Annotated in this window: 20 protein-coding genes; 13 read left to right on the top strand and 7 right to left on the bottom strand. The window is 76.6% G+C overall.

What is annotated here, in order from left to right; genetic code table 11:
* Positions 1-4: 4 nt before the first annotated feature.
* Together EV189_RS10585 and EV189_RS10580 are read left to right on the top strand one after the other, a co-directional pair.
* Positions 5-355 (top strand): holo-ACP synthase, encoded by a 351-nt coding sequence (locus EV189_RS10585; protein ID WP_130492827.1) that lies wholly within the window; start codon positions 5-7, stop codon positions 353-355.
* Between the two features lie 47 nt (positions 356-402).
* Positions 403-1,830 carry an NAD(P)H-hydrate dehydratase gene (locus tag EV189_RS10580; protein ID WP_130492826.1) on the top strand — a complete coding sequence of 476 codons (1,428 nt, stop codon included), beginning with the start codon at positions 403-405 and terminating at the stop codon, positions 1,828-1,830.
* A 225-nt stretch (positions 1,831-2,055) separates the two neighbouring features.
* On the opposite strand, the gene EV189_RS20180 is transcribed toward EV189_RS10580, so the two are convergent.
* From EV189_RS20180 to EV189_RS10565, 3 genes are read right to left on the bottom strand one after another with little or no spacing between them, the layout of a single operon-like run.
* The gene (locus EV189_RS20180; protein WP_165400241.1) at positions 2,056-2,334 is read right to left on the bottom strand and encodes a hypothetical protein; all 279 of its coding nucleotides are present in this window, start codon (positions 2,332-2,334) and stop codon (positions 2,056-2,058) included.
* Between the two features lie 17 nt (positions 2,335-2,351).
* Positions 2,352-3,026, bottom strand: a complete 675-nt coding sequence (locus EV189_RS10570) for a response regulator (RefSeq protein ID WP_231116259.1) — start codon at positions 3,024-3,026, stop codon at positions 2,352-2,354.
* Complete coding sequence (locus EV189_RS10565; protein WP_130492825.1) at positions 3,023-4,111, bottom strand: sensor histidine kinase; 1,089 nt, start codon at positions 4,109-4,111, stop codon at positions 3,023-3,025. The genes EV189_RS10570 and EV189_RS10565 overlap by 4 nt, the downstream gene beginning before the upstream one ends.
* A gap of 130 nt (positions 4,112-4,241) precedes the next feature.
* Between EV189_RS10565 and EV189_RS10560 the strand changes: the two genes are divergently transcribed.
* The 6 genes from EV189_RS10560 to tsaE all read left to right on the top strand — a co-directional run bounded on the left by EV189_RS10560 (position 4,242) and on the right by tsaE (position 9,855).
* Positions 4,242-5,375, top strand: a complete 1,134-nt coding sequence (locus EV189_RS10560) for a glycosyltransferase 87 family protein (RefSeq protein WP_130492824.1) — start codon at positions 4,242-4,244, stop codon at positions 5,373-5,375.
* Positions 5,376-5,516: 141 nt separating this feature from the next.
* Positions 5,517-7,136, top strand: a complete 1,620-nt coding sequence (locus tag EV189_RS10555) for an MFS transporter (RefSeq protein WP_130493008.1) — start codon at positions 5,517-5,519, stop codon at positions 7,134-7,136.
* Entirely contained in the window at positions 7,133-7,564 is a 432-nt protein-coding gene (locus tag EV189_RS10550; RefSeq protein ID WP_130492823.1) for a MarR family winged helix-turn-helix transcriptional regulator, read from the top strand. Before EV189_RS10555 ends, EV189_RS10550 begins: the two co-directional genes overlap by 4 nt.
* A 97-nt stretch (positions 7,565-7,661) precedes the next feature.
* The gene (alr, locus tag EV189_RS10545) at positions 7,662-8,798 is read left to right on the top strand and encodes an alanine racemase (protein WP_231116257.1); all 1,137 of its coding nucleotides are present in this window, start codon (positions 7,662-7,664) and stop codon (positions 8,796-8,798) included.
* The gene (locus tag EV189_RS10540) at positions 8,795-9,394 is read left to right on the top strand and encodes a uracil-DNA glycosylase (RefSeq protein WP_130492821.1); all 600 of its coding nucleotides are present in this window, start codon (positions 8,795-8,797) and stop codon (positions 9,392-9,394) included. Before alr ends, EV189_RS10540 begins: the two co-directional genes overlap by 4 nt.
* Positions 9,391-9,855: a tRNA (adenosine(37)-N6)-threonylcarbamoyltransferase complex ATPase subunit type 1 TsaE gene (gene tsaE / locus EV189_RS10535; RefSeq protein WP_231116256.1), complete on the top strand. Its 465-nt coding sequence runs from the start codon at positions 9,391-9,393 to the stop codon at positions 9,853-9,855. Before EV189_RS10540 ends, tsaE begins: the two co-directional genes overlap by 4 nt.
* Before the next feature lie 24 nt (positions 9,856-9,879).
* On the opposite strand, the gene EV189_RS10530 is transcribed toward tsaE, so the two are convergent.
* Positions 9,880-10,983 carry a hypothetical protein gene (locus tag EV189_RS10530; RefSeq protein ID WP_130492820.1) on the bottom strand — a complete coding sequence of 368 codons (1,104 nt, stop codon included), beginning with the start codon at positions 10,981-10,983 and terminating at the stop codon, positions 9,880-9,882.
* Positions 10,984-11,076: 93 nt separating this feature from the next.
* Here EV189_RS10530 and tsaB point away from each other — a divergent pair, with 93 nt between their 5' ends.
* Genes tsaB through EV189_RS10505 form a run of 5 tightly spaced genes read left to right on the top strand, consistent with a single transcriptional unit; the run spans position 11,077 to position 14,915 of the window.
* Positions 11,077-11,715: a tRNA (adenosine(37)-N6)-threonylcarbamoyltransferase complex dimerization subunit type 1 TsaB gene (gene tsaB, locus EV189_RS10525; protein WP_130492819.1), complete on the top strand. Its 639-nt coding sequence runs from the start codon at positions 11,077-11,079 to the stop codon at positions 11,713-11,715.
* A gap of 11 nt (positions 11,716-11,726) precedes the next feature.
* The gene (gene rimI / locus EV189_RS10520) at positions 11,727-12,158 is read left to right on the top strand and encodes a ribosomal protein S18-alanine N-acetyltransferase (protein WP_130492818.1); all 432 of its coding nucleotides are present in this window, start codon (positions 11,727-11,729) and stop codon (positions 12,156-12,158) included.
* Entirely contained in the window at positions 12,155-13,216 is a 1,062-nt protein-coding gene (gene tsaD, locus EV189_RS10515; protein ID WP_130492817.1) for a tRNA (adenosine(37)-N6)-threonylcarbamoyltransferase complex transferase subunit TsaD, read from the top strand. The genes rimI and tsaD overlap by 4 nt, the downstream gene beginning before the upstream one ends.
* Positions 13,213-14,460 carry an MFS transporter gene (locus tag EV189_RS10510; protein WP_165400240.1) on the top strand — a complete coding sequence of 416 codons (1,248 nt, stop codon included), beginning with the start codon at positions 13,213-13,215 and terminating at the stop codon, positions 14,458-14,460. Before tsaD ends, EV189_RS10510 begins: the two co-directional genes overlap by 4 nt.
* The gene (locus tag EV189_RS10505) at positions 14,457-14,915 is read left to right on the top strand and encodes a protein-tyrosine phosphatase family protein (RefSeq protein WP_165400239.1); all 459 of its coding nucleotides are present in this window, start codon (positions 14,457-14,459) and stop codon (positions 14,913-14,915) included. Before EV189_RS10510 ends, EV189_RS10505 begins: the two co-directional genes overlap by 4 nt.
* Before the next feature lie 3 nt (positions 14,916-14,918).
* On the opposite strand, the gene EV189_RS10500 is transcribed toward EV189_RS10505, so the two are convergent.
* From EV189_RS10500 to EV189_RS10490, 3 genes are all read right to left on the bottom strand, one after another.
* Positions 14,919-16,160 (bottom strand): RNA polymerase sigma factor, encoded by a 1,242-nt coding sequence (locus EV189_RS10500; RefSeq protein WP_130492815.1) that lies wholly within the window; start codon positions 16,158-16,160, stop codon positions 14,919-14,921.
* Entirely contained in the window at positions 16,157-16,507 is a 351-nt protein-coding gene (locus EV189_RS10495; protein WP_130492814.1) for a YciI family protein, read from the bottom strand. The genes EV189_RS10500 and EV189_RS10495 overlap by 4 nt, the downstream gene beginning before the upstream one ends.
* 118 nt (positions 16,508-16,625) lie before the next feature.
* The gene (locus EV189_RS10490; RefSeq protein WP_130492813.1) at positions 16,626-17,066 is read right to left on the bottom strand and encodes a group II truncated hemoglobin; all 441 of its coding nucleotides are present in this window, start codon (positions 17,064-17,066) and stop codon (positions 16,626-16,628) included.
* Positions 17,067-17,090 lie beyond the last annotated feature (24 nt).

Below are 17,090 nucleotides of genomic sequence, written 5' to 3'. Positions count from 1 at the left end.
CCCGGTGATCGTCGGCGTCGGCATCGACGTGGTCGACGTGGCGCGCTTCTCCGCCGTGCTGGCGCGTACGCCGCGGCTGGCCGAGCGGGTCTTCACCCCGGCCGAGCGCGCCCTGCCGCCGGCCTCGCTCGCCGCGCGCTTCGCGGCCAAGGAGGCGCTCGCGAAGGCGCTCGGAGCCCCGGCCGGCATGCGCTGGCTCGACGCCGAGGTCGTGCGCGACGCCGCCGGCCGGCCCTCTCTCGAGGTGCGCGGCACGGTGGAGGCGGTGGCGCGCGAGCTCGGCGTGGCGCGCTGGCACGTGTCGCTCAGCCACGACGCGGGGATAGCGTCGGCCGTGGTGGTCGCCGAGGCCTGAGCCGGCCGGTGGGGGGCTGCCGCGACGCCCGCGACCCGAGGAGCCCGATGCGCCACGCCCACGCCGTCGCCGAGGTGCGTCGCGCCGAGGCCGAGCTCGCCGCGACGCTGCCCCCCGGCACCCTCATGGACCGTGCCGCTGCCGGCATCGCCGCCGCCTGCCTGCAGCTGCTGCGCGCGGAGCGGGGCGGGGCGTACGGCGCCCGCGCCGTGCTGCTCGTCGGCTCCGGCGACAACGGCGGCGACGCCCTGCACGCCGGTGCCCGGCTCGCCCGCCGCGGGGTCGAGGTGCGCGCCCTGCTGCTGGGCAGCCGGGTGCACGAGGCGGGTCGTGCGGCCCTCGAGGCCGCAGGTGGGCGCGTGGTCGAGGCGGTCGCCGCCGTCGACGACGCCGACCTCGTGCTCGACGGCATCCTCGGGATCGGCGGGAGCGGCGGCCTGCGCCCCGAGGCGGCCCGGGTCGTGCGTCGGGCGGAGGCGGGCGGCGCGCTGCTCGTGGCCGTCGACGTGCCGTCCGGCGTCGACGCCGACACCGGCGAGGTGGCGGGCGACGCGGTGAGCGCCGACGTGACGCTCGTGCCCGGGACGCTCAAGCCGGGGCTGCTCGTCGACCCCGGCGCCGGGCACGCGGGGCTGGTGCAGGTCATCGACATCGGGCTCGGCGCGTACCTGCGCGACCCGGTCCTCGAGGTGCTCGACGCCGCCGACGTCGCCGCGCTGCTCCCCGAGCCGGGCCGCGAGAGCGACAAGTACCGCCGCGGCGTCGTGGGCGTGGTGGCGGGCAGCGACGCGTTCCCGGGAGCGGCGGTGCTCTGCACTGGAGGCGCGATCCGGGCGGGCGCCGGCATGGTCCGCTACGTCGGGCCCTCGCGGGCGACCCAGCACGTGCTGAGCTCGTGGCCCGAGGTCGTGGCGGGGGAGGGGCGCGTCCAGGCGCGGGTGGTCGGCCCGGGCGTCGCCGACCCGCGAGCGGTGGCGGAGCACGTGGAGCACCCCGAGCCGGTGGTGCTCGACGCCGGGTGCACGGTCCTGCACGAGCGGGCCGGCGGGGACGCCCTGCTCACGCCGCACGCCGGCGAGCTCGTCGGCCTGCTGCACGAGCTCGGCGTCGAGGTGGAGCGGGCCGAGGTCGAGGCGCGGCGGCTGCACTGGGCGGGCGAGGCCGCGCGGCGCACCGGCGCGGTGGTGCTGCTCAAGGGCTCGACCACGGTGGTGGCGACGCCGGACGGCCGTGCCCGGGTGAACCCGACCGGGACGTCGTGGCTCGCCACCGCCGGCTCCGGCGACGTGCTCGCGGGGGTGGCGGGGGCACTGCTCGCGCGGGGGCTCGACCCGTACGACGCCGGGGCGGTCGCCGCCTGGCTGCACGGGCTGGCCGGTCGCGTCGCCAGCCAGGGCGCCCCGCTCAGCGCGGGCCAGCTGCTCGACGCGCTGCCGGAGGCGCAGCGCCGACTCGCGGATCCCCCCTCGTCGTGATCATGCACGTCCTAGGCGCCGCCCCCTCGTGATCATGCAGATCGTGAGCGTCCATTCCTCGTGATCATGCAGATCGTGGGCGTCCACCCCCTCGTGATCATGCAGATCGTGGGTCCGTGACCCCCACACGATGTGCATGATCACGGGGGAGGGCCCAGGACGTGCATGATCACGGGGAGTGCGGGGCGCCGATCCCAGGACGTGCATGATCACGGGGGGACGGGGTCAGGGCTCGCGGAACTCCGGGGTGTCGGGGTCCGTGCTGCCGTGGGCGTCGCCGCCTGTGCCGCCGGCTCCGCCTGTGCCGCCGGCTCCGGCTGTGCCGCCGGCTCCGACTCGGCCAGCTCCCGCGCCGGGCAGCGGAGCGTCGTCCGCCACCGCGGCGACGACCTCGTCGGGGGCGGCGAGCGCGGAGGGCTCGGAGGCGGTGAGGCCGCCCAGGTCGCCGGGCTCGCCCTCGTCGTTGCCGGTCAGCATCGCGGACTCGAGTGGCTGGTCGCTCATGCCGGCCCCCTACCCGCTCAGGCGCGGGCTACCAGGCCCGACTCGTACGCGACGATGACGAGCTGCACCCGGTCGCGCGCGTCGAGCTTGGTGAGCAGCCGGGCGACGTGCGCCTTCGCCGTCGCGACGCTGATGACGAGCTCGTCGGCGATCTCGGTGTTGGACAGCCCGCGCCCGACGAGGGCGAGCACCTCGCGCTCGCGGGGGGTCACCCGCTGGAGCAGCGGGGCGGCCGGCGGGCTCGCCTGCTGGCGGGCGAAGTCCGCGATGAGCCGCCGTGTGATGCCCGGGGCGAGGAGGGCGTCTCCCGCGGCGACGACGCGGATGCCCGCGAGGATGTCCTCGAGCGCCATGTCCTTGACGAGGAAGCCGCTGGCGCCGGCGCGGAGGGCGCCGTCGACGTACTCGTCGTCGTCGAACGTCGTGAGGACCGCGACCCGGCTGCGGCTGCCCGAGGCGGAGATCCGGCGGGTCGCGGCGATCCCGTCGAGCAGCGGCATCCGCACGTCCATGAGGACGACGTCCGGGGCCGTCGCCTCCACGACCCGCACCGCCTCCAGGCCCGTCCCCGCCTCGCCCACGACGTGGAGGTCGGGCTGCTCCTCGATGAGCACGCGGAGCCCGGCGCGTACGAGCGGCTGGTCGTCGGCGAGCACGACGCTCACCCGCTCCTCGACGGCCCGCACGCTCACGGGCGGCCCACCGGCAGCTCCGCGCGCACGCACCAGCCGGCGCCCTCGGGGCCGGCCACGAGCGTGCCGCCGAGCGCCGAGACCCGCTCCTGCATCCCGACCAGCCCGTACCCGCCCGCCTCGCGCCCGGCGAGCGCCGGACCGGGGTCGCGCACCTCGAGCAGGACCCGGCGGAGCGCGACCTCGACGCGGACGCGGCAGGTCCCGCCGCCCGAGTGCCGCGCGACGTTGGTGAGCGCCTCCTGCAGGATCCGGTACGCCGCCAGGTCCACCTCCGCCGGCAGCCCCTGCTCGAGCCCGTGCGCCTCGAGCTCCACCCCCAGCCCGGTGCTCCTCGCGGTGCCCACCAGGTCGGCGAGGTCGCGCAGGCCGGGCACCGGCGCGTACGCCGCGGTGCCGTCGCCCTCGCGCAGGGTGCCGAGCGTGCGCCGCAGCCCGCGCAGCGCCTCGCGGCTGGTGCCCTCGATGGCGTCGAGCGCCTTACGCGCCTCCTCCGGCCGGCTGTCCAGCACGCGGCTCCCGACCCCGGCCTGGATGGCGATGACCCCGATGCTGTGCGCCACGACGTCGTGGAGCTCGCGGGCGATGCGGAGCCGCTCCGCCGCCACGGCCGCGGCGGTCTCCTGCTGCTGCAGCGCCGTGCGGTACGCGTCACGCGCCCGCACCGAGCTCCCCGCGGTCCAGGCGAGCAGCACGGAGAACGCGACGACGACCTCGCCTAGCACGAGGACGTCGCCCTGCGGGCCGCCGCTCACCGGGCGCGCAGGGATGAGCAGGCCCGCGACGACGAGGACGAGGACAGCGGTCGAGGCGGACGCCGGGCGCGACCAGCGCGCGGCGACGAGGACGAGCGCGGCCTCGGCGCCCAGCAGGAGCACCACGGGGAGGGCCCAGCTGCGGACCGCGAAGCTGCTGGCGGCGAGGACGGCGAGCAGGACCACGACCGCGAGCAGCGGGGTGCGCGACGGGGGGCCGCTGGGGCGCGTGTCGTCCCGCGCCCGCTCGTCGGGCGCGGCCGCCAGGGCCACCGTGACCGCCGCAGCCGCGAGGGCGTCGGCGGCCCGACCGGTGCGGGGAGGAGCCACGGGCCCACCGTAGGACCGCGGGGGAGCGCCGGGAACCTCCCCGAGGCGTACGCCTCCGGGCCAGTGCCGCCCGGCGGGGACGGGCTCCGGGCCTGACGCGACGGCCGCCGGGCGCGGCGACGGTCGGGCCATGCCGCTCTCCCGCCTCCGGGTGCTCCTCGCCGGCGAGCTCGCCGGGGTCGTCGCGCTCGCCCTGCTCCACGTCCCGCTCGACCTCGAGATCTACCGGCGCGGGGGAGCGGCGGTCCGGCGCGACGGCGCGCTCTACGCGGACCAGCTGCTGGGGCACTGGTTCACCTACCCGCCCTTCGCGGCCGAGCTGTTCCGCCCGTTGGCGCTGCTGCCCGACGGGCTGGTGCGCGTCGGCTGGGCGCTCGCCTCGGTCGCGGCCCTCGCCAGTGCGGCCCGGGACTGCCTGCTGCTCGCCGGGAAGGATCCGGCCGGACGCGTGCCGTCCCTCGTCGCGGCCGCGCTGCCGCTCGAGCCCGTGTGGCACACGCTGGCGCTCGGCCAGGTCAACCTGCTGCTGCTCGCGGCGGTCCTCGCGGACCTGCGGCGGGCGTACGAGGGACGGTCCGCGGGCATCGGCGTGGGTCTCGCCGCTGCCGTCAAGCTGACGCCCGGGGTGTTCGTCGTGCTGCTCCTCGTCACGAGCCGGAGGCGCTGCGCGGCCCGGGCCGTGACCGTCGCGGCCGGCTGCACGGCGCTGGGCGCGGTCCTCGCACCGACCGCCTCGCTGCGCTACTGGTCCGGGCTGTTCCACGACACCTCGCGGGTGGGGGTCGCGTACATCGCCGACCAGTCGCCGTACGGCGTGGCGGCGCGCCTGCTCGGCGGCCCGGACCAGGTGCCGGGGGCGTTCGTGCTGCTCCCGCTCGCGCTGGGCGCCGTCGGCCTGGCCGTCGCGCGAGCCGCCGCCCTGCGAGGCGACTCGCTCCGCGCAACCGCCGCCGCCGGCGTCGCCGGACTCCTCCTGTCCCCGGTCTCGTGGACGCACCACTGGGTCTGGGCGCTGCCCGCGCTGCTCGTGCTCGCCGCGGAGCGGCCGCGGGCGGCGGCCACGGCGTACGCCGTGCTGCTGGTCTCCCCGCCGTGGTGGACGCCGCACGACGGCGGCCCGCGGGAGTACGGCTGGCACGGTCTCGTGACGGTGGCGGCCGACGCGTACCTCCTGCTGGGGGTGGGGCTCCTGGCCCTGCTCGCGCACCCGCCGGCCAGCACCCCGGCGAGGCCCCGGGAAGACGCCGGCGCCGCAGTCCGTTAGCATGCATCAAGCAAGTGACGGACGACGAGGGTGGTAGACGTGGCGTTGACGGTGGAGCGGGCGCAGGCCCCGCAGCAGCAGGCAGGCGGGGGCATCCCCTACAAGTGGGTGGCGCTGAGCAACACGACGCTCGGCATCCTCATGGCCACGGTCAACTCCTCGATCGTGCTCATCTCGCTGCCGGCGATCTTCCGCGGCATCGGACTCGACCCGCTCGCGGCCGGCAACGTGAGCTACCTGCTGTGGCTGCTCATCGGCTACATGCTCGTCACGGCCGTGCTCGTCGTGACGCTCGGGCGCCTCGGTGACATCTACGGCCGCGTGCGCATCTACAACGCCGGCTTCGCGGTCTTCGCGCTCGCCAGCGCGGCGCTCGCGCTCGTGCCGTTCAGCGGCGGGGGCGGGGCTCTCTGGCTCATCGGCTTCCGCGTGGTGCAGGGCATCGGCGGCTCGATGCTCATGGCGAACTCGACGGCGATCCTCACCGACGCGTTCCCCGTTCACCAGCGCGGCATGGCGCTCGGCATCAACCAGGTCGCCGGCATCGCCGGCTCGTTCCTCGGGCTCGTCGTCGGCGGCGTGCTCTCCGAGTGGGACTGGCGCGCGGTCTTCTGGGTCAGCGTGCCGCTCGGCGCGCTCGGCACGCTGTGGGCGTACCGCTCGCTGCGCGAGACCTCGCAGCGCGGCAGCGGCCGGATCGACTGGTGGGGCAACGTCACGTTCGGTACGGGCCTGACCGTCCTGCTGGCCGGCATCACCTACGGCATCCAGCCCTACGGCGGCCACTCCGAGGGCTGGACCAACCCCTGGGTCGACGCGGGCATCATCGGTGGCCTGGTCCTGCTCGCGGCGTTCCTCGCGATCGAGCGGCGGGTCAAGGACCCGATGTTCCACCTGGAGCTGTTCCGCATGCGGCCGTTCTGGACCGGGGCGACCGGTGTGCTCGCCGGCGCCGTCGCCCGCGGTGGTCTGCAGTTCATGCTCATCATCTGGCTGCAGGGGATCTGGCTGCCGCTGCGCGGCTACGACTACGAGCGCACGCCGCTGTGGGCCGGCATCTTCCTGCTGCCGCTCACCGTCGGCTTCCTCGTCGCCGGTCCGGTCTCGGGCTACCTCTCCGACAAGTACGGCGCGCGGCTGTTCACCGTCGGCGGCATGAGCATCATGGCGCTGTCGTTCCTCGGCCTGCTGCTCCTGCCGACCGACTTCCCCTACCTCGGCTTCGCCGCGCTCATCTTCCTCAACGGCGTCGGCGCCGGGCTCTACACCGCGCCCAACATGACGGCCATCATGAACTCCGTGCCCCCCACGCAGCGCGGCGCCTCCGCCGGCATGGTCTCGACCTTCCAGAACTCCGGCATGGTCCTCTCGATGGGCGTGTTCTTCTCGCTGCTCATCGCCGGCCTCGCGGGGTCGCTGCCCGGCTCGCTGCGCTCCGGGCTGCTCGCGCAGGGCGTGTCGCAGAAGGCGGCCGACACGGTCGCCGGGCTGCCGCCGGTCGGCACCGTCTTCGCGTCGTTCCTCGGCTACAACCCGGTCGGCAGCCTGCTCGCGCCGACCGGCGAGCTGCAGCGGCTCCCCGCCGCGGCCCGCGAGACCGTGACGGGCACGAGCTTCTTCCCCCACCTCGTCTCCGGCCCGTTCCACGACGGTCTCGTCGTCGTGTTCGTGCTCGCCGCCGTCATGGCGGCCACCGCCGGTGTCCTGGCCTGGGTGCGCGGCGACACCCGCGAGCACGTCCACCAGGACGCGCACCGGTGAGCACCGCCACCGCTGCAGGCACCTCGACGGCCTCCCGGCTCCGCCTGGTCGTCGGCCGGCTGCACCGCCGCCTGCGCACCGAGGGCGGGAGCGACCTCTCGCCGCTGCTGCTCTCCGCGCTCGTCACGATCGAGGGGCACGGCCCGCTGCGCCTCGGCGAGCTCGCCGCCCGCGAGGCGGTGTCCGCCCCCACGATGAGCCGGGCGCTCGCGGCGTTGGACGAGCGCGGGGTCGTGACCCGTACGCCGGACCCGGCCGACGCCCGCTCGGTCCTGCTGACGCTGAGCCCCGAGGGCGAGCGGGTGCTCGCCGAGGTCCGCGCGACGTACACCGCAACGCTGCAGCGCCGCCTCGACCGGCTCGACCCCGCGCAGCGCCATGCGCTCGAGGACGCCCTCCCCGCGCTCGAGGCCCTGCTCGCCGACTGACCCCCGCCGCTCTCCCCAACGTTGTGGGGCTGGTTCGCGCTATAGCGCCGAACCAGCCCCACAACGTTGGGGACCGGGGCTGGCAGGATGGGCGCCCGTGAGTGCCCCCCCGCTGCGCTCGGCGCGCATCGACCTCGCCGCGCTCCGCTCGAACGTGCGGGCGCTGGCCGCCCGGGCGCCGGGAGCGCAGGTGATGGCCGTCGTCAAGGCCGACGCCTACGGCCACGGCCTGGTTCCGTGCGGCCGCGCCGCGCGCGAGGGCGGCGCGTCGTGGCTCGGGGTCGCGCTGCTTCAGGAGGCGCTGCTGCTGCGGCAGTCCGGTGACACCGGCCGCCTGCTCGCCTGGCTGTACGGGCCGGGCGAGCCCCTGCTCGAGGCCGCTGTCGCAGCCGACGTCGACCTCAACGTCTCGGCGACCTGGGCCCTCGACGAGGTACGCGCCGCCGCCTCCCGCGCCGGACGCCCGGCGCGCCTCCACCTCAAGATCGACACCGGGCTCTCGCGGAATGGCGCCCCGCAGGCGGACTGGGCGGCGCTCGTGGCCGCCGCACTCGACGCCGAGCGCGCGGGCGACGTGCGGGTCGTCGGGGTGTGGACCCACCTCGCCTACGCCGACGTCCCCGACCACCCCACCGTCGACGCCCAGCTGGAGCGCTTCCGCGCCGCCGCCGCGGTCGCCGAGGAGGCCGGGGCGCAGCTCGAGGTGCGACACGCGGCCAACAGCGCCGCGACGCTGACCCGCCCCGACGCGGCGTTCGACCTCGTGCGGCCGGGGATCGCGGTCTACGGCATCTCGCCGGTGCCCGACCTCGGCGGTCCGGAGGCGTACGGCCTGCGCCCTGTCATGCGGCTCTCCGCCCGGCTGGCCCTCGTCAAGCGCATCCCCGCCGGCAGCGGGGTCTCCTACGGCCACGAGTACGTCACCAGCACCGAGACGACCGTCGGACTGGTCCCGCTCGGCTACGCCGACGGCATCCCGCGCCACGCGGGGGGCCGCGGTCCCGTGCTCGCTGCGGGGGAGGTGCGCCCGGTCGCCGGCCGCGTCTGCATGGACCAGTTCGTCCTCGACCTCGGCGACGCGGCGGCCAGCGCGGGCGACGAGGTCGTGCTGTTCGGCCCCGGCGACGACGGCGAGCCCAGCGCCGAGGACTGGGCGGTCGCGGCGGGGACCATCGCGTACGAGGTCGTGACGCGGCTCGGCCCGCGCGTCGAGCGCACCTGGGTCGGGGCATGACGGCCCTCCCGCTGGAGGTCGCGCCCCGCCAGCAGTCCTGGGACGAGCTCGCGGACGCGGCCCGCGGCTGCGTCGCCTGCAGCGAGCTCGCGGCGACGCGCACCCACGTGGTGCCCGGCGAGGCGCCCCGCGCCGCCCGGCTGCTGCTCGTCGGCGAGGCGCCGGGTGCGCAGGAGGACGAGACCGGGCGGCCGTTCGTCGGCAAGGCCGGGCAGCTGCTCGACGGGCTGCTCACCGAGGCCGGGCTGGACCGCGGCAGCGTGGCGGTCGCCAACGTGCTGAAGTGCCGGCCCCCGCGCAACCGCAAGCCGCGCCGGCCCGAGGTCGCGGCGTGCCGGCCCTGGCTCGCGCGGCAGATCGAGCTGGTCGACCCCCTGCTCGTCGTCACCCTCGGCGGGACCGCGGCCGAGTGGGTCGTCGGCCCCGGCGCGCGGATCGCCACCCTGCGCGAGACCGACGTGGTGCTCGACGGGCGCCGCGTGCTCTGCACGTACCACCCCTCGGCGGCGATCCGCTTCGGTCCCGCCGGTGCCCCCTTGGCCGCCCTGCGCGCCGACCTGCAGCGCGCCGCCGTCCTGCTCGAGGAGCTCGCGTGACCCGCACCGTCCCCACGCCCGAGGAGATGCACGCGCTCGGGGGCGAGCTCGCCGCGCTGCTGCGCGCGGGCGACCTGGTCGTCCTGCGCGGTGACCTCGGCGCCGGCAAGACCACCCTCACCCAGGGCATCGGCGCCGGGCTCGGCGTCCGCGGGGCGGTCACCTCGCCGACGTTCGTCATCGCCCGCGTCCACCCCTCGGTGACGGGCGGCCCGGCGCTCGTGCACGTCGACGCGTACCGGCTGGGGTCGCTGGCCGAGGTCGACGACCTCGACCTCGACGCCTCGCTCGCCGAGTCCGTCACGGTCGTGGAGTGGGGTGCCGGCCTCGTCGAGGGGCTGGCCGACGACCGGCTCGAGGTCACCGTGTCGCGTGCGCTCGGCGCCGGTGGCGACGAGACGCGCACGGTCGACGTCGTCGCCGTGGGCGAGCGCTGGGCGGGCGCCGCGCTCCCGGCGTAGTGCGGGCCCGCCCCGGCTCTCCGGCTAGTGGGCGAGCACCAGCCGCGCGCTCCCGATGGTCGTGCGGCCCTCGACGAACCGGACCTGCATCCCCGCCCGCAGGACCGCTGCGGTGCGCGCGCTCAGTGCGAGCGACGCCGTCCCGCTGCGGTGCGGCGTGACACTGCCGAGGGCGGTCCACCGTCCCCGCACCAGGACGCGCACGCTGGTCTGCCGCTTGCCGAAGCGAGGGTCGAGGGTGATGCGCAGCGTGCGGCTGGCCGCGCGGAGCACCACCTCGGGGGAGCGGGGCCTCGTGGCCGGGCGGCGGGGAGGCACGGGGCTCGACGGCTTTCCGGACGCTGCGCTGGACGGGACCGGGGCCGCGCTGGGCGTGGTCGCGGGCGGGACCGGGGAGCCCGCCGAGGGCGGGGGAGCCGACACGGCCGTCTGCGCCGGGCTCGGTCCGGCGCTCGGTCCGGTGCTGGGCCCGGTGCTCGGCCCGGTGCTGCTCGCCGGGCTCGGCGTCGGGGGCGGCAGCGGCGACCAGTAGTCGTTGCCGGTGCCGGGAGGCGCCGAGACGGGCTGGGTGAAGGGCGCGGGGTTGTCGCCGGTCCCGTCCGGGGCGACGTCCTTGCCGAAGTTCGTGCTGGTGAAGAACCGCGCCTGCACGGTCTGCGGGTCGCCCACGCAGGTGGACGGGATCGTCAGGGCCACGGTGTCGCCCTGCACGTCGACCGAGGTGCCGGAGCACGGGGTGGTCGTGTCGGCGTTCCACGCTGCGACGTGCACGCGGTTCTGGCTCATCTTGTACATCCGCCAGTCGTCCTCGGACAGGCCTCGTGCCCCGGTGACCAGCTCCACGCCGAAGGCGTTGGTCCACGGACCGGCCCAGACCGAGGGGTCGTAGTGCGCGAAGGTGAAGGTCGCGCGGATCGTGCTGCCGTCGAGGGCGAGGCCGTAGCCCAGGATGTCGATGCTCTGGTAGCCGTCCTGCGACATCTCGGGCGGGTCCGTCCACGTCTGCTCGTCGGCCGCCGCCGGGCCCGCGTGCACCACCGCGGCGACCGTCCCCGCCGAGCACACCGCGAGCAGTGCCGCCAGCGTGCTGCGCGCCCGCCCCCACCGCTGTGGTCCCGTCCCCGCCATGCCGTCTCCCCCGTGTCCTGGCCAGTCCTGACGAGCGGGGACCCTAGCGGGCCCAGGTGTCCGGGGAGTAGCGCCCGAGTAGCCTCTGCTCCCGTGCTGACCCTCGCCCTGGACACCGCCACCGCGGCCGTCAGCGTCGCGGTCGCCCGCGGCGACGAGGTGCTGGCCGAGCGCTCGGTGCCCGAGGCGCGCCGCCACGCCGAGCTGCTCGCCCCGCTCGTCGCCGAGGTGCTGGGTGCCGCGGGCGTCGACCGCACCGAGCTCGAGCAGATCGTCACGGGCGTCGGCCCGGGCCCCTTCACCGGGCTGCGCGTCGGCATCGTCACCGCCCGCACCCTCGCGGCCGTGCTCGGCGTCCCCGTGCTCGGCGTCTGCTCGCTCGACCTCGTGGCGCTCGGCTCGGGGCTGCGCGGGGAGTTCCGCGTCGTCACGGACGCCCGCCGCAAGGAGGTCTACTGGGCCGACTACCGCTGGACGGGCGACCACCCCGAGCGGCTGCGCGGACCGGACGTCGCGCGTCCGGCCGACCTGGACGGCGACCTCCCCTCCGTCGGCGAGGGCGTGCGGCTCTACCCGGACGCGTTCGCGCAGGCAGGAGAGCCGCTCCAGCCGGGCGCAGCCGACGCCTGCCGGTGGGTCGCGGCCGGGCTGCCGACGCTCGACGCCGCGCCGCTCTACCTGCGCCGTCCCGATGCCGTCGAGCCGGGAGCGCGCAAGCCGGTGCTCTCGTGAGGCTGCGCCGCATGCGCTGGTGGGACCTCGACGCGGTGCTGCCGCTCGAGCGCGCGCTCTTCCCCGACGACCCGTGGACACCCGGGCTGTTCTGGTCCGAGCTCGCCGGGTGGCCCGCCAGCCGGCACTACGTGGTCGCCGAGCGCGAGGGCCGCGTCGTGGGCTACGCCGGGCTCAGCGTGACCGGAGACGCCGACGTCCAGACCCTGGCCGTCGCGCCCGACCAGCAGGGGGCCGGGCTGGGCGGCGCCCTCCTCGACGACCTGCTGGAGGAGGCGGCCCGGCGCAGGGCCCCCGCGGTCCTGCTCGAGGTGCGCGAGGACAACGCCCCCGCCCAGCGGCTGTACGCACGGGCGGGCTTCGCGACGATCTCCCGGCGGCGGGGCTACTACGACGGCGGGCGCGTCGACGCGCTCGTGATGAGGAAGGTGCTGGCGGCGTGAGCGGCGACGAGACGACCGACGGACCCCTGGTCCTCGGCATCGAGACCTCCTGCGACGAGACCGGCGTCGGCATCGTGCGGGGGCGCACCCTGCTCGCCGACGCGATCGCCTCGAGCGTCGACCAGCACGCCCGCTTCGGCGGCGTCGTCCCGGAGGTCGCGAGCCGCGCGCACCTCGAGGCGATGGTGCCCACGCTGGAGCGCGCGTGCGCCGACGCGGGGGTGCGCCTCGACGAGGTCGACGCGCTCGCGGTCACCAGCGGCCCCGGGCTCGCGGGTGCGCTCATGGTCGGCGTCGCCGCCGCCAAGGCGCTCGCGCTCGCCCTCGGCAAGCCGCTCTACGGCGTCAACCACCTCGCCGCCCACGTGGCCGTGGACGTCCTGGAGCACGGCCCGCTGCCGACCCCGACGGCCGCGCTGCTCGTGTCCGGCGGGCACTCCTCGCTGCTCCTGGTCCCCGACGTCACGGCCGAGGTGACCCCGCTCGGCTCGACCATCGACGACGCCGCCGGCGAGGCGTTCGACAAGGTCGCGCGGCTGCTCGGCCTCGGCTTCCCCGGCGGCCCGTACGTCGACCGCGCGGCGAAGGAGGGCGACGGGGCCTACGTCACCTTCCCGCGCGGGCTGAGCGCGCCCCACGACATGCGCGAGCACCGCTTCGACTTCTCCTTCTCCGGGCTGAAGACCGCGGTCGCCCGCTGGGTGGAGCAGCGCGAGCGCGACGGCCAGCCGGTGCCGGTCGCCGACGTCGCCGCCTCCTTCCAGGAGGCCGTGGTCGACGTGCTGACGCGCAAGGCCGTGCTCGCCTGCCAGGAGAACGGCGTCGACTCGCTGCTCATCGGCGGCGGCGTCGCCGCGAACTCCCGGCTGCGCGCGCTGGCCGAGGAGCGCTGCACGGCCGCCGGGATCCGGCTGCGCGTCCCGCGGCCGAAGCTCTGCACCGACAACGGCGCGATGGTCGCGGCGCTCGGGGCCGAGATGGTGGCCGCTGGGCGCGCGCCCTCGGCGCTCGACCTGCCGGCCGACTCCTCGATGCCCGTCACCACCGTCCAGGCGTGAACCTCCGCGAGCTGCTCGCGGCCCGCGGCTACCGGGGCCTGCTCGCGGCCCGCACCGTCTCGCTGCTCGGCAACGCCGCGGCTCCGGTCGCGCTGAGCTTCGCCGTCCTGTCCCGCCCCGCCGGCAGCGCAGGGCAGCTCGGCGCCGTCCTCACGGCGTACGCGGTGGCGCAGGTCGCGCTCCTGCTCGTCGGCGGCGTCCTCGCCGACCGGCTGCCGCGCACCGCCGTCATGGCGGGCGCCGACGCCGTCGCCGCGCTCGCCCAGGCCGGGGCCGCCGCGGTCGTCCTGCTCGCCCACGCCGCGGTCGTGCCGCTGGCGGCGCTCGCCGCGCTGTCGGGGGCAGCCGCTGCGGTCTTCGGGCCGGCCGCGGTCGGCGTGGTGCCGACGCTCGTCCCCGGCCCGCTGCTGCACAGCGCCAACGCGCTGCTCGGCGTCGCCCGCAACGTCGCCTCGGTCGGCGGTGCCGCGCTCGGCGGCGTCCTCGTCGTCGCCGTCGGGCCCGGGTGGGCGCTCGCGGCTGACGCCGCGACGTTCGCCGTCTCGGGCGCGCTGCTGCTCGGCGTCCCGCGCTCCGCACGTCCCGCCAGCGCGGGCAGCACACCGCTGCAGGAGCTGCGCGAGGGCTGGCGGGAGTTCACCTCGCGCCGGTGGGTGTGGGTCATCGTCGCCCAGTTCTCCGTGCTGCTCGCCTGCGCCGAGGGCGGCACCCGCGTGCTCGGCCCGGTCGTCGCGAAGGCCGACCTCGGCGGCGCCGGCGCCTGGGCGACGGCGCTCACGGCCGAGAGCGCCGGGCTGGTGTGCGGCAGCGTTGTCGCGCTGCGCCTGCGCCCGCGCCGCCCGATGCTCGTCGCGACGCTGGCGACGTTCTCCGAGGTGCTCCCGCTCGTCGCCCTGGCGCTGCGGGCGCCGGTCGCCGTGCTCGCCGCGGCGCTGTTCCTCGTCGGCGTCTGCATGGACGTCTTCACCGTGCTCTGGGTGACAGCGCTGCACCACCACGTGCCCGAGGAGGCGCTCTCGCGGGTCAGCGCGTACGACGGGCTCGGGTCCTACCTGTTCACGCCCCTGGGCCTCGCGGCGGCGGGCCCGCTCGCGGGCGCGCTCGGCACGACGACCGCGCTGTGGTGCGCCGCGGGCGGCGCGGCCCTGGTCTGCGTCCTCGCGCTGCTCGACCCCGGTGTGCGCGGGCTCACGGACGAGGCAGGGGTGACCGCGGCAGCGACAGGGGAAGGACCACCCCCGTGAGCAGCACGCCGGAGGTCCAGCCCCCGACCGAGATCCTGCCGCGCCTCTGGCAGGCCGGCTGCCCGGTCGACTGGGACTGGGCCCGCGCCACGGGGTTCGAGCTCGTCGTCGACGTCAACGACGCCGACCAGGTGCACGAGCCCGACGACGTCGCCGGCCTGCGCTACGTCAAGCACCCGCTGGTCGACGCGGCCGAGCTCCCCGACATGCACCTGCTCGACGAGCTGGTCGACCTCGTCGTGGAGGCGGTCCGCAGCGACCGGCCCGTGCTCGTCCACTGCGGCTTCGGGAAGAACCGCTCCGGGCTCGTCGTCACCCTCGCCGTGCGCCAGCTGCTCGGCGTCGACGGGCGCACCGCGCTGGAGCACGTCCGCTCGATCCGCACGCGCGCGGTCAACAACGCGACCTTCGCCGCGTGGGTCGAGGGCCTGCCCGCGCCCGCCCTCGCGCGCTGACCCTCACAGCGCCGCGAGCCGCCGGGCGAGGGACTCGCGCTCCACGGCGTTCTCCGTGAGCAGCAGCGCCTCGCCGTACGCCGTCCGCGCCTCCGCTGTGCGCCCGAGCCGCTCGAGCAGCTCGCCGCGGGCGACCGCCCGGTAGGGGTACGCCGCCAGCTGCGGCTCGTCGGCGAGCACGTCGAGCTGGACGAGGCCCGCCGCCGGCCCGCGGGCGAAGCCCACGGCGACCGCCCGGTTGAGCGCGACGACCGGGGAGGGCCAGACCTGGACCAGCAGGTCGTAGAGCCCGACGACCTCCTCCCAGTCGGTCTGCTCGAAGCTCGGCGCCTCGTCGTGCACGGCGGCGACGGCGGCCAGCAGCGCGTACCTGCTGGGCCGGGCGCGCAGCGCCTCCCGCACGAGCCCGATGCCCTCGGTGATCGCCACGCGGTCCCAGCGGCTGCGGTCCTGCTCGGGCAGCAGCACGAGCTGGCCGCGGGCGCCGACCCGCGCCGCGCGCCGCGCGTCGGTGAGCAGCAGCAGCGCGAGCAGCCCGGCCACGTCCGGGTCGCGGGGCAGCAGCGCGCGCAGCATCCGTGCGAGGTCGAGCGCCCGCGTCACCAGGTCGACGCGCACCAGCTCCTCGCCCGCGGGGGCGGAGTGGCCCGTCGTGAAGAGCAGGTGGACGACCTCGCAGACCGCGCGCACCCGCTCCGGCAGCTCCTCGAGGCCGGGCTCGCGGTAGGGGATGCGAGCGCCGGCGATCTTCTTCTTGGCCCGGGTGATGCGGGCGGCCATCGTGGGCTCGGGCACGAGGAAGGCGCGGGCGACCTCCGCGGTGGACAGGCCGCAGAGCAGCCGCAGGGTCAGCGCCACCTGCGCCTCGACCGCGAGGGTGGGGTGGCAGCAGGTGAAGACCAGGCGCAGGCGGTCGTCGGGCACGTCGGGGGCCTCGACGTCGCCGGGGCCGGCGATGACCGCGTCCTCGACGAGCAGGGGGAGGGCGCGCTGCGCCGTCTGGTGCCGGCGCAGCAGGTCGAGTGCGCGACGGCGCGCTGCCGTGGTGAGCCACGCGCCGGGGCTCCGGGGGACGCCGTCGGCGGGCCAGGCGGTCAGCGCCGCGGCGTACGCCTCCTGCACGCACTCCTCGGCGAGGTCGAGGTCGCGGGTGACGCGCACCGTCGCGGCGAGCACGAAGGCCCACTCGCGGCGGTGCGCGTCGGCGACCGCGGCGGCCGTGGTGGCGGCCTCCGGCTGGGTCACCAGTCGATGACCTGCACCGGGCGGACCTCCACGCCCCCGCCGAGCGTGGGGACCTGGTGGGCGAGCGCGACGGCCTCGTCGAGGTCGGCGGCCTCGAGCAGGTAGTAGCCGCCGAGCACCTCCTTGGTCTCGACGAACGGGCCGTCGGTGACGCTCACGCCGCCGGAGCCGTCGCGCCGCAGCGAGGTCGCGGTCCCGGCCGGCTGCAGCGCGTTGCCGCCGAGGTTGCGCGCGCCGGCGGTGTCCTGGAACGCCTGGTGCTGCGTGCGGACCTCCTTGCGCGCCTGGTCGTCGGCCGCGGCCCACGCGGCCTCGCTGTCGTAGATGAGGACGAGGTACTGCGCCATGTCGGCATCCTCCTGCTCGGTGGAGCCCGCCGTCCGGGCCTCCTGACCCTTCGACGCGCGAGTGGTGCCGGGATCGACAGCCCGGCCCCACGATGTGCTTGATCACGGGGGAGGGGGGTCACCAGCCCCAGACCGGGACCTCCTGGCAGGGGTGCAGCCCGTCGTCGCCCTCGGCCGAGGAGTTCTGCACCGCGACCTCCGTGCCGAAGCCGAGGTAGCCGCGCAGCGCCGAGCGCGTCCGCTCGTCGTCGGGGAAGCCGCTCGCGTCCGCGGCGGCCAGGAACAGCTCGACGAAGCGGGCGCGCTGCTCCTCGCTGATCCGCTTGCCGCGGTGCGGGGCGAGCAGCGCGGGGAAGCCGCCCAGCTCCTCGGTGTAGCGCCGCGGCCCGCCGAAGACCTCGGTGAGGAACGCGGACAGGTGCTCGACGTGGTGCGAGTCGCCCGCGCCGAACAGCGGGTGCAGCAGCGGGTCGGCGAGCACCGTGGGGTACCACGTGGCGACGAGCCGGGGGATGGCCTCCGGTCCGACGTGCGCGTACAGCGTCTGGGCGTCGGTCATGCCAGCACCGTCGCACCGCGCGCT

This window comes from Motilibacter rhizosphaerae (genome assembly GCF_004216915.1).
In the GTDB taxonomy this organism is placed as follows: domain Bacteria; phylum Actinomycetota; class Actinomycetes; order Motilibacterales; family Motilibacteraceae; genus Motilibacter; species Motilibacter rhizosphaerae.
The sequence above is the reverse complement of the archived record's forward strand: the minus strand, read 5'-3'. Positions and strand labels throughout refer to the sequence as shown.

Bases quoted from the DNA above. Each gene is read 5' to 3' on its own strand.
- EV189_RS10580 (WP_130492826.1), top strand. From the start codon at position 403: ATGCGCCACGCCCACGCCGTCGCCGAGGTGCGTCGCGCCGAGGCCGAG.
- EV189_RS20180 (WP_165400241.1), bottom strand. From the start codon at position 2,334: ATGAGCGACCAGCCACTCGAGTCCGCGATGCTGACCGGCAACGACGAG.
- EV189_RS10560 (WP_130492824.1), top strand. From the start codon at position 4,242: ATGCCGCTCTCCCGCCTCCGGGTGCTCCTCGCCGGCGAGCTCGCCGGG.
- EV189_RS10555 (WP_130493008.1), top strand. From the start codon at position 5,517: ATGGCCACGGTCAACTCCTCGATCGTGCTCATCTCGCTGCCGGCGATC.
- EV189_RS10540 (WP_130492821.1), top strand. From the start codon at position 8,795: ATGACGGCCCTCCCGCTGGAGGTCGCGCCCCGCCAGCAGTCCTGGGAC.
- EV189_RS10530 (WP_130492820.1), bottom strand. From the start codon at position 10,983: ATGGCGGGGACGGGACCACAGCGGTGGGGGCGGGCGCGCAGCACGCTG.
- rimI (WP_130492818.1), top strand. From the start codon at position 11,727: ATGCGCTGGTGGGACCTCGACGCGGTGCTGCCGCTCGAGCGCGCGCTC.
- EV189_RS10495 (WP_130492814.1), bottom strand. From the start codon at position 16,507: ATGGCGCAGTACCTCGTCCTCATCTACGACAGCGAGGCCGCGTGGGCC.
- EV189_RS10490 (WP_130492813.1), bottom strand. From the start codon at position 17,066: ATGACCGACGCCCAGACGCTGTACGCGCACGTCGGACCGGAGGCCATC.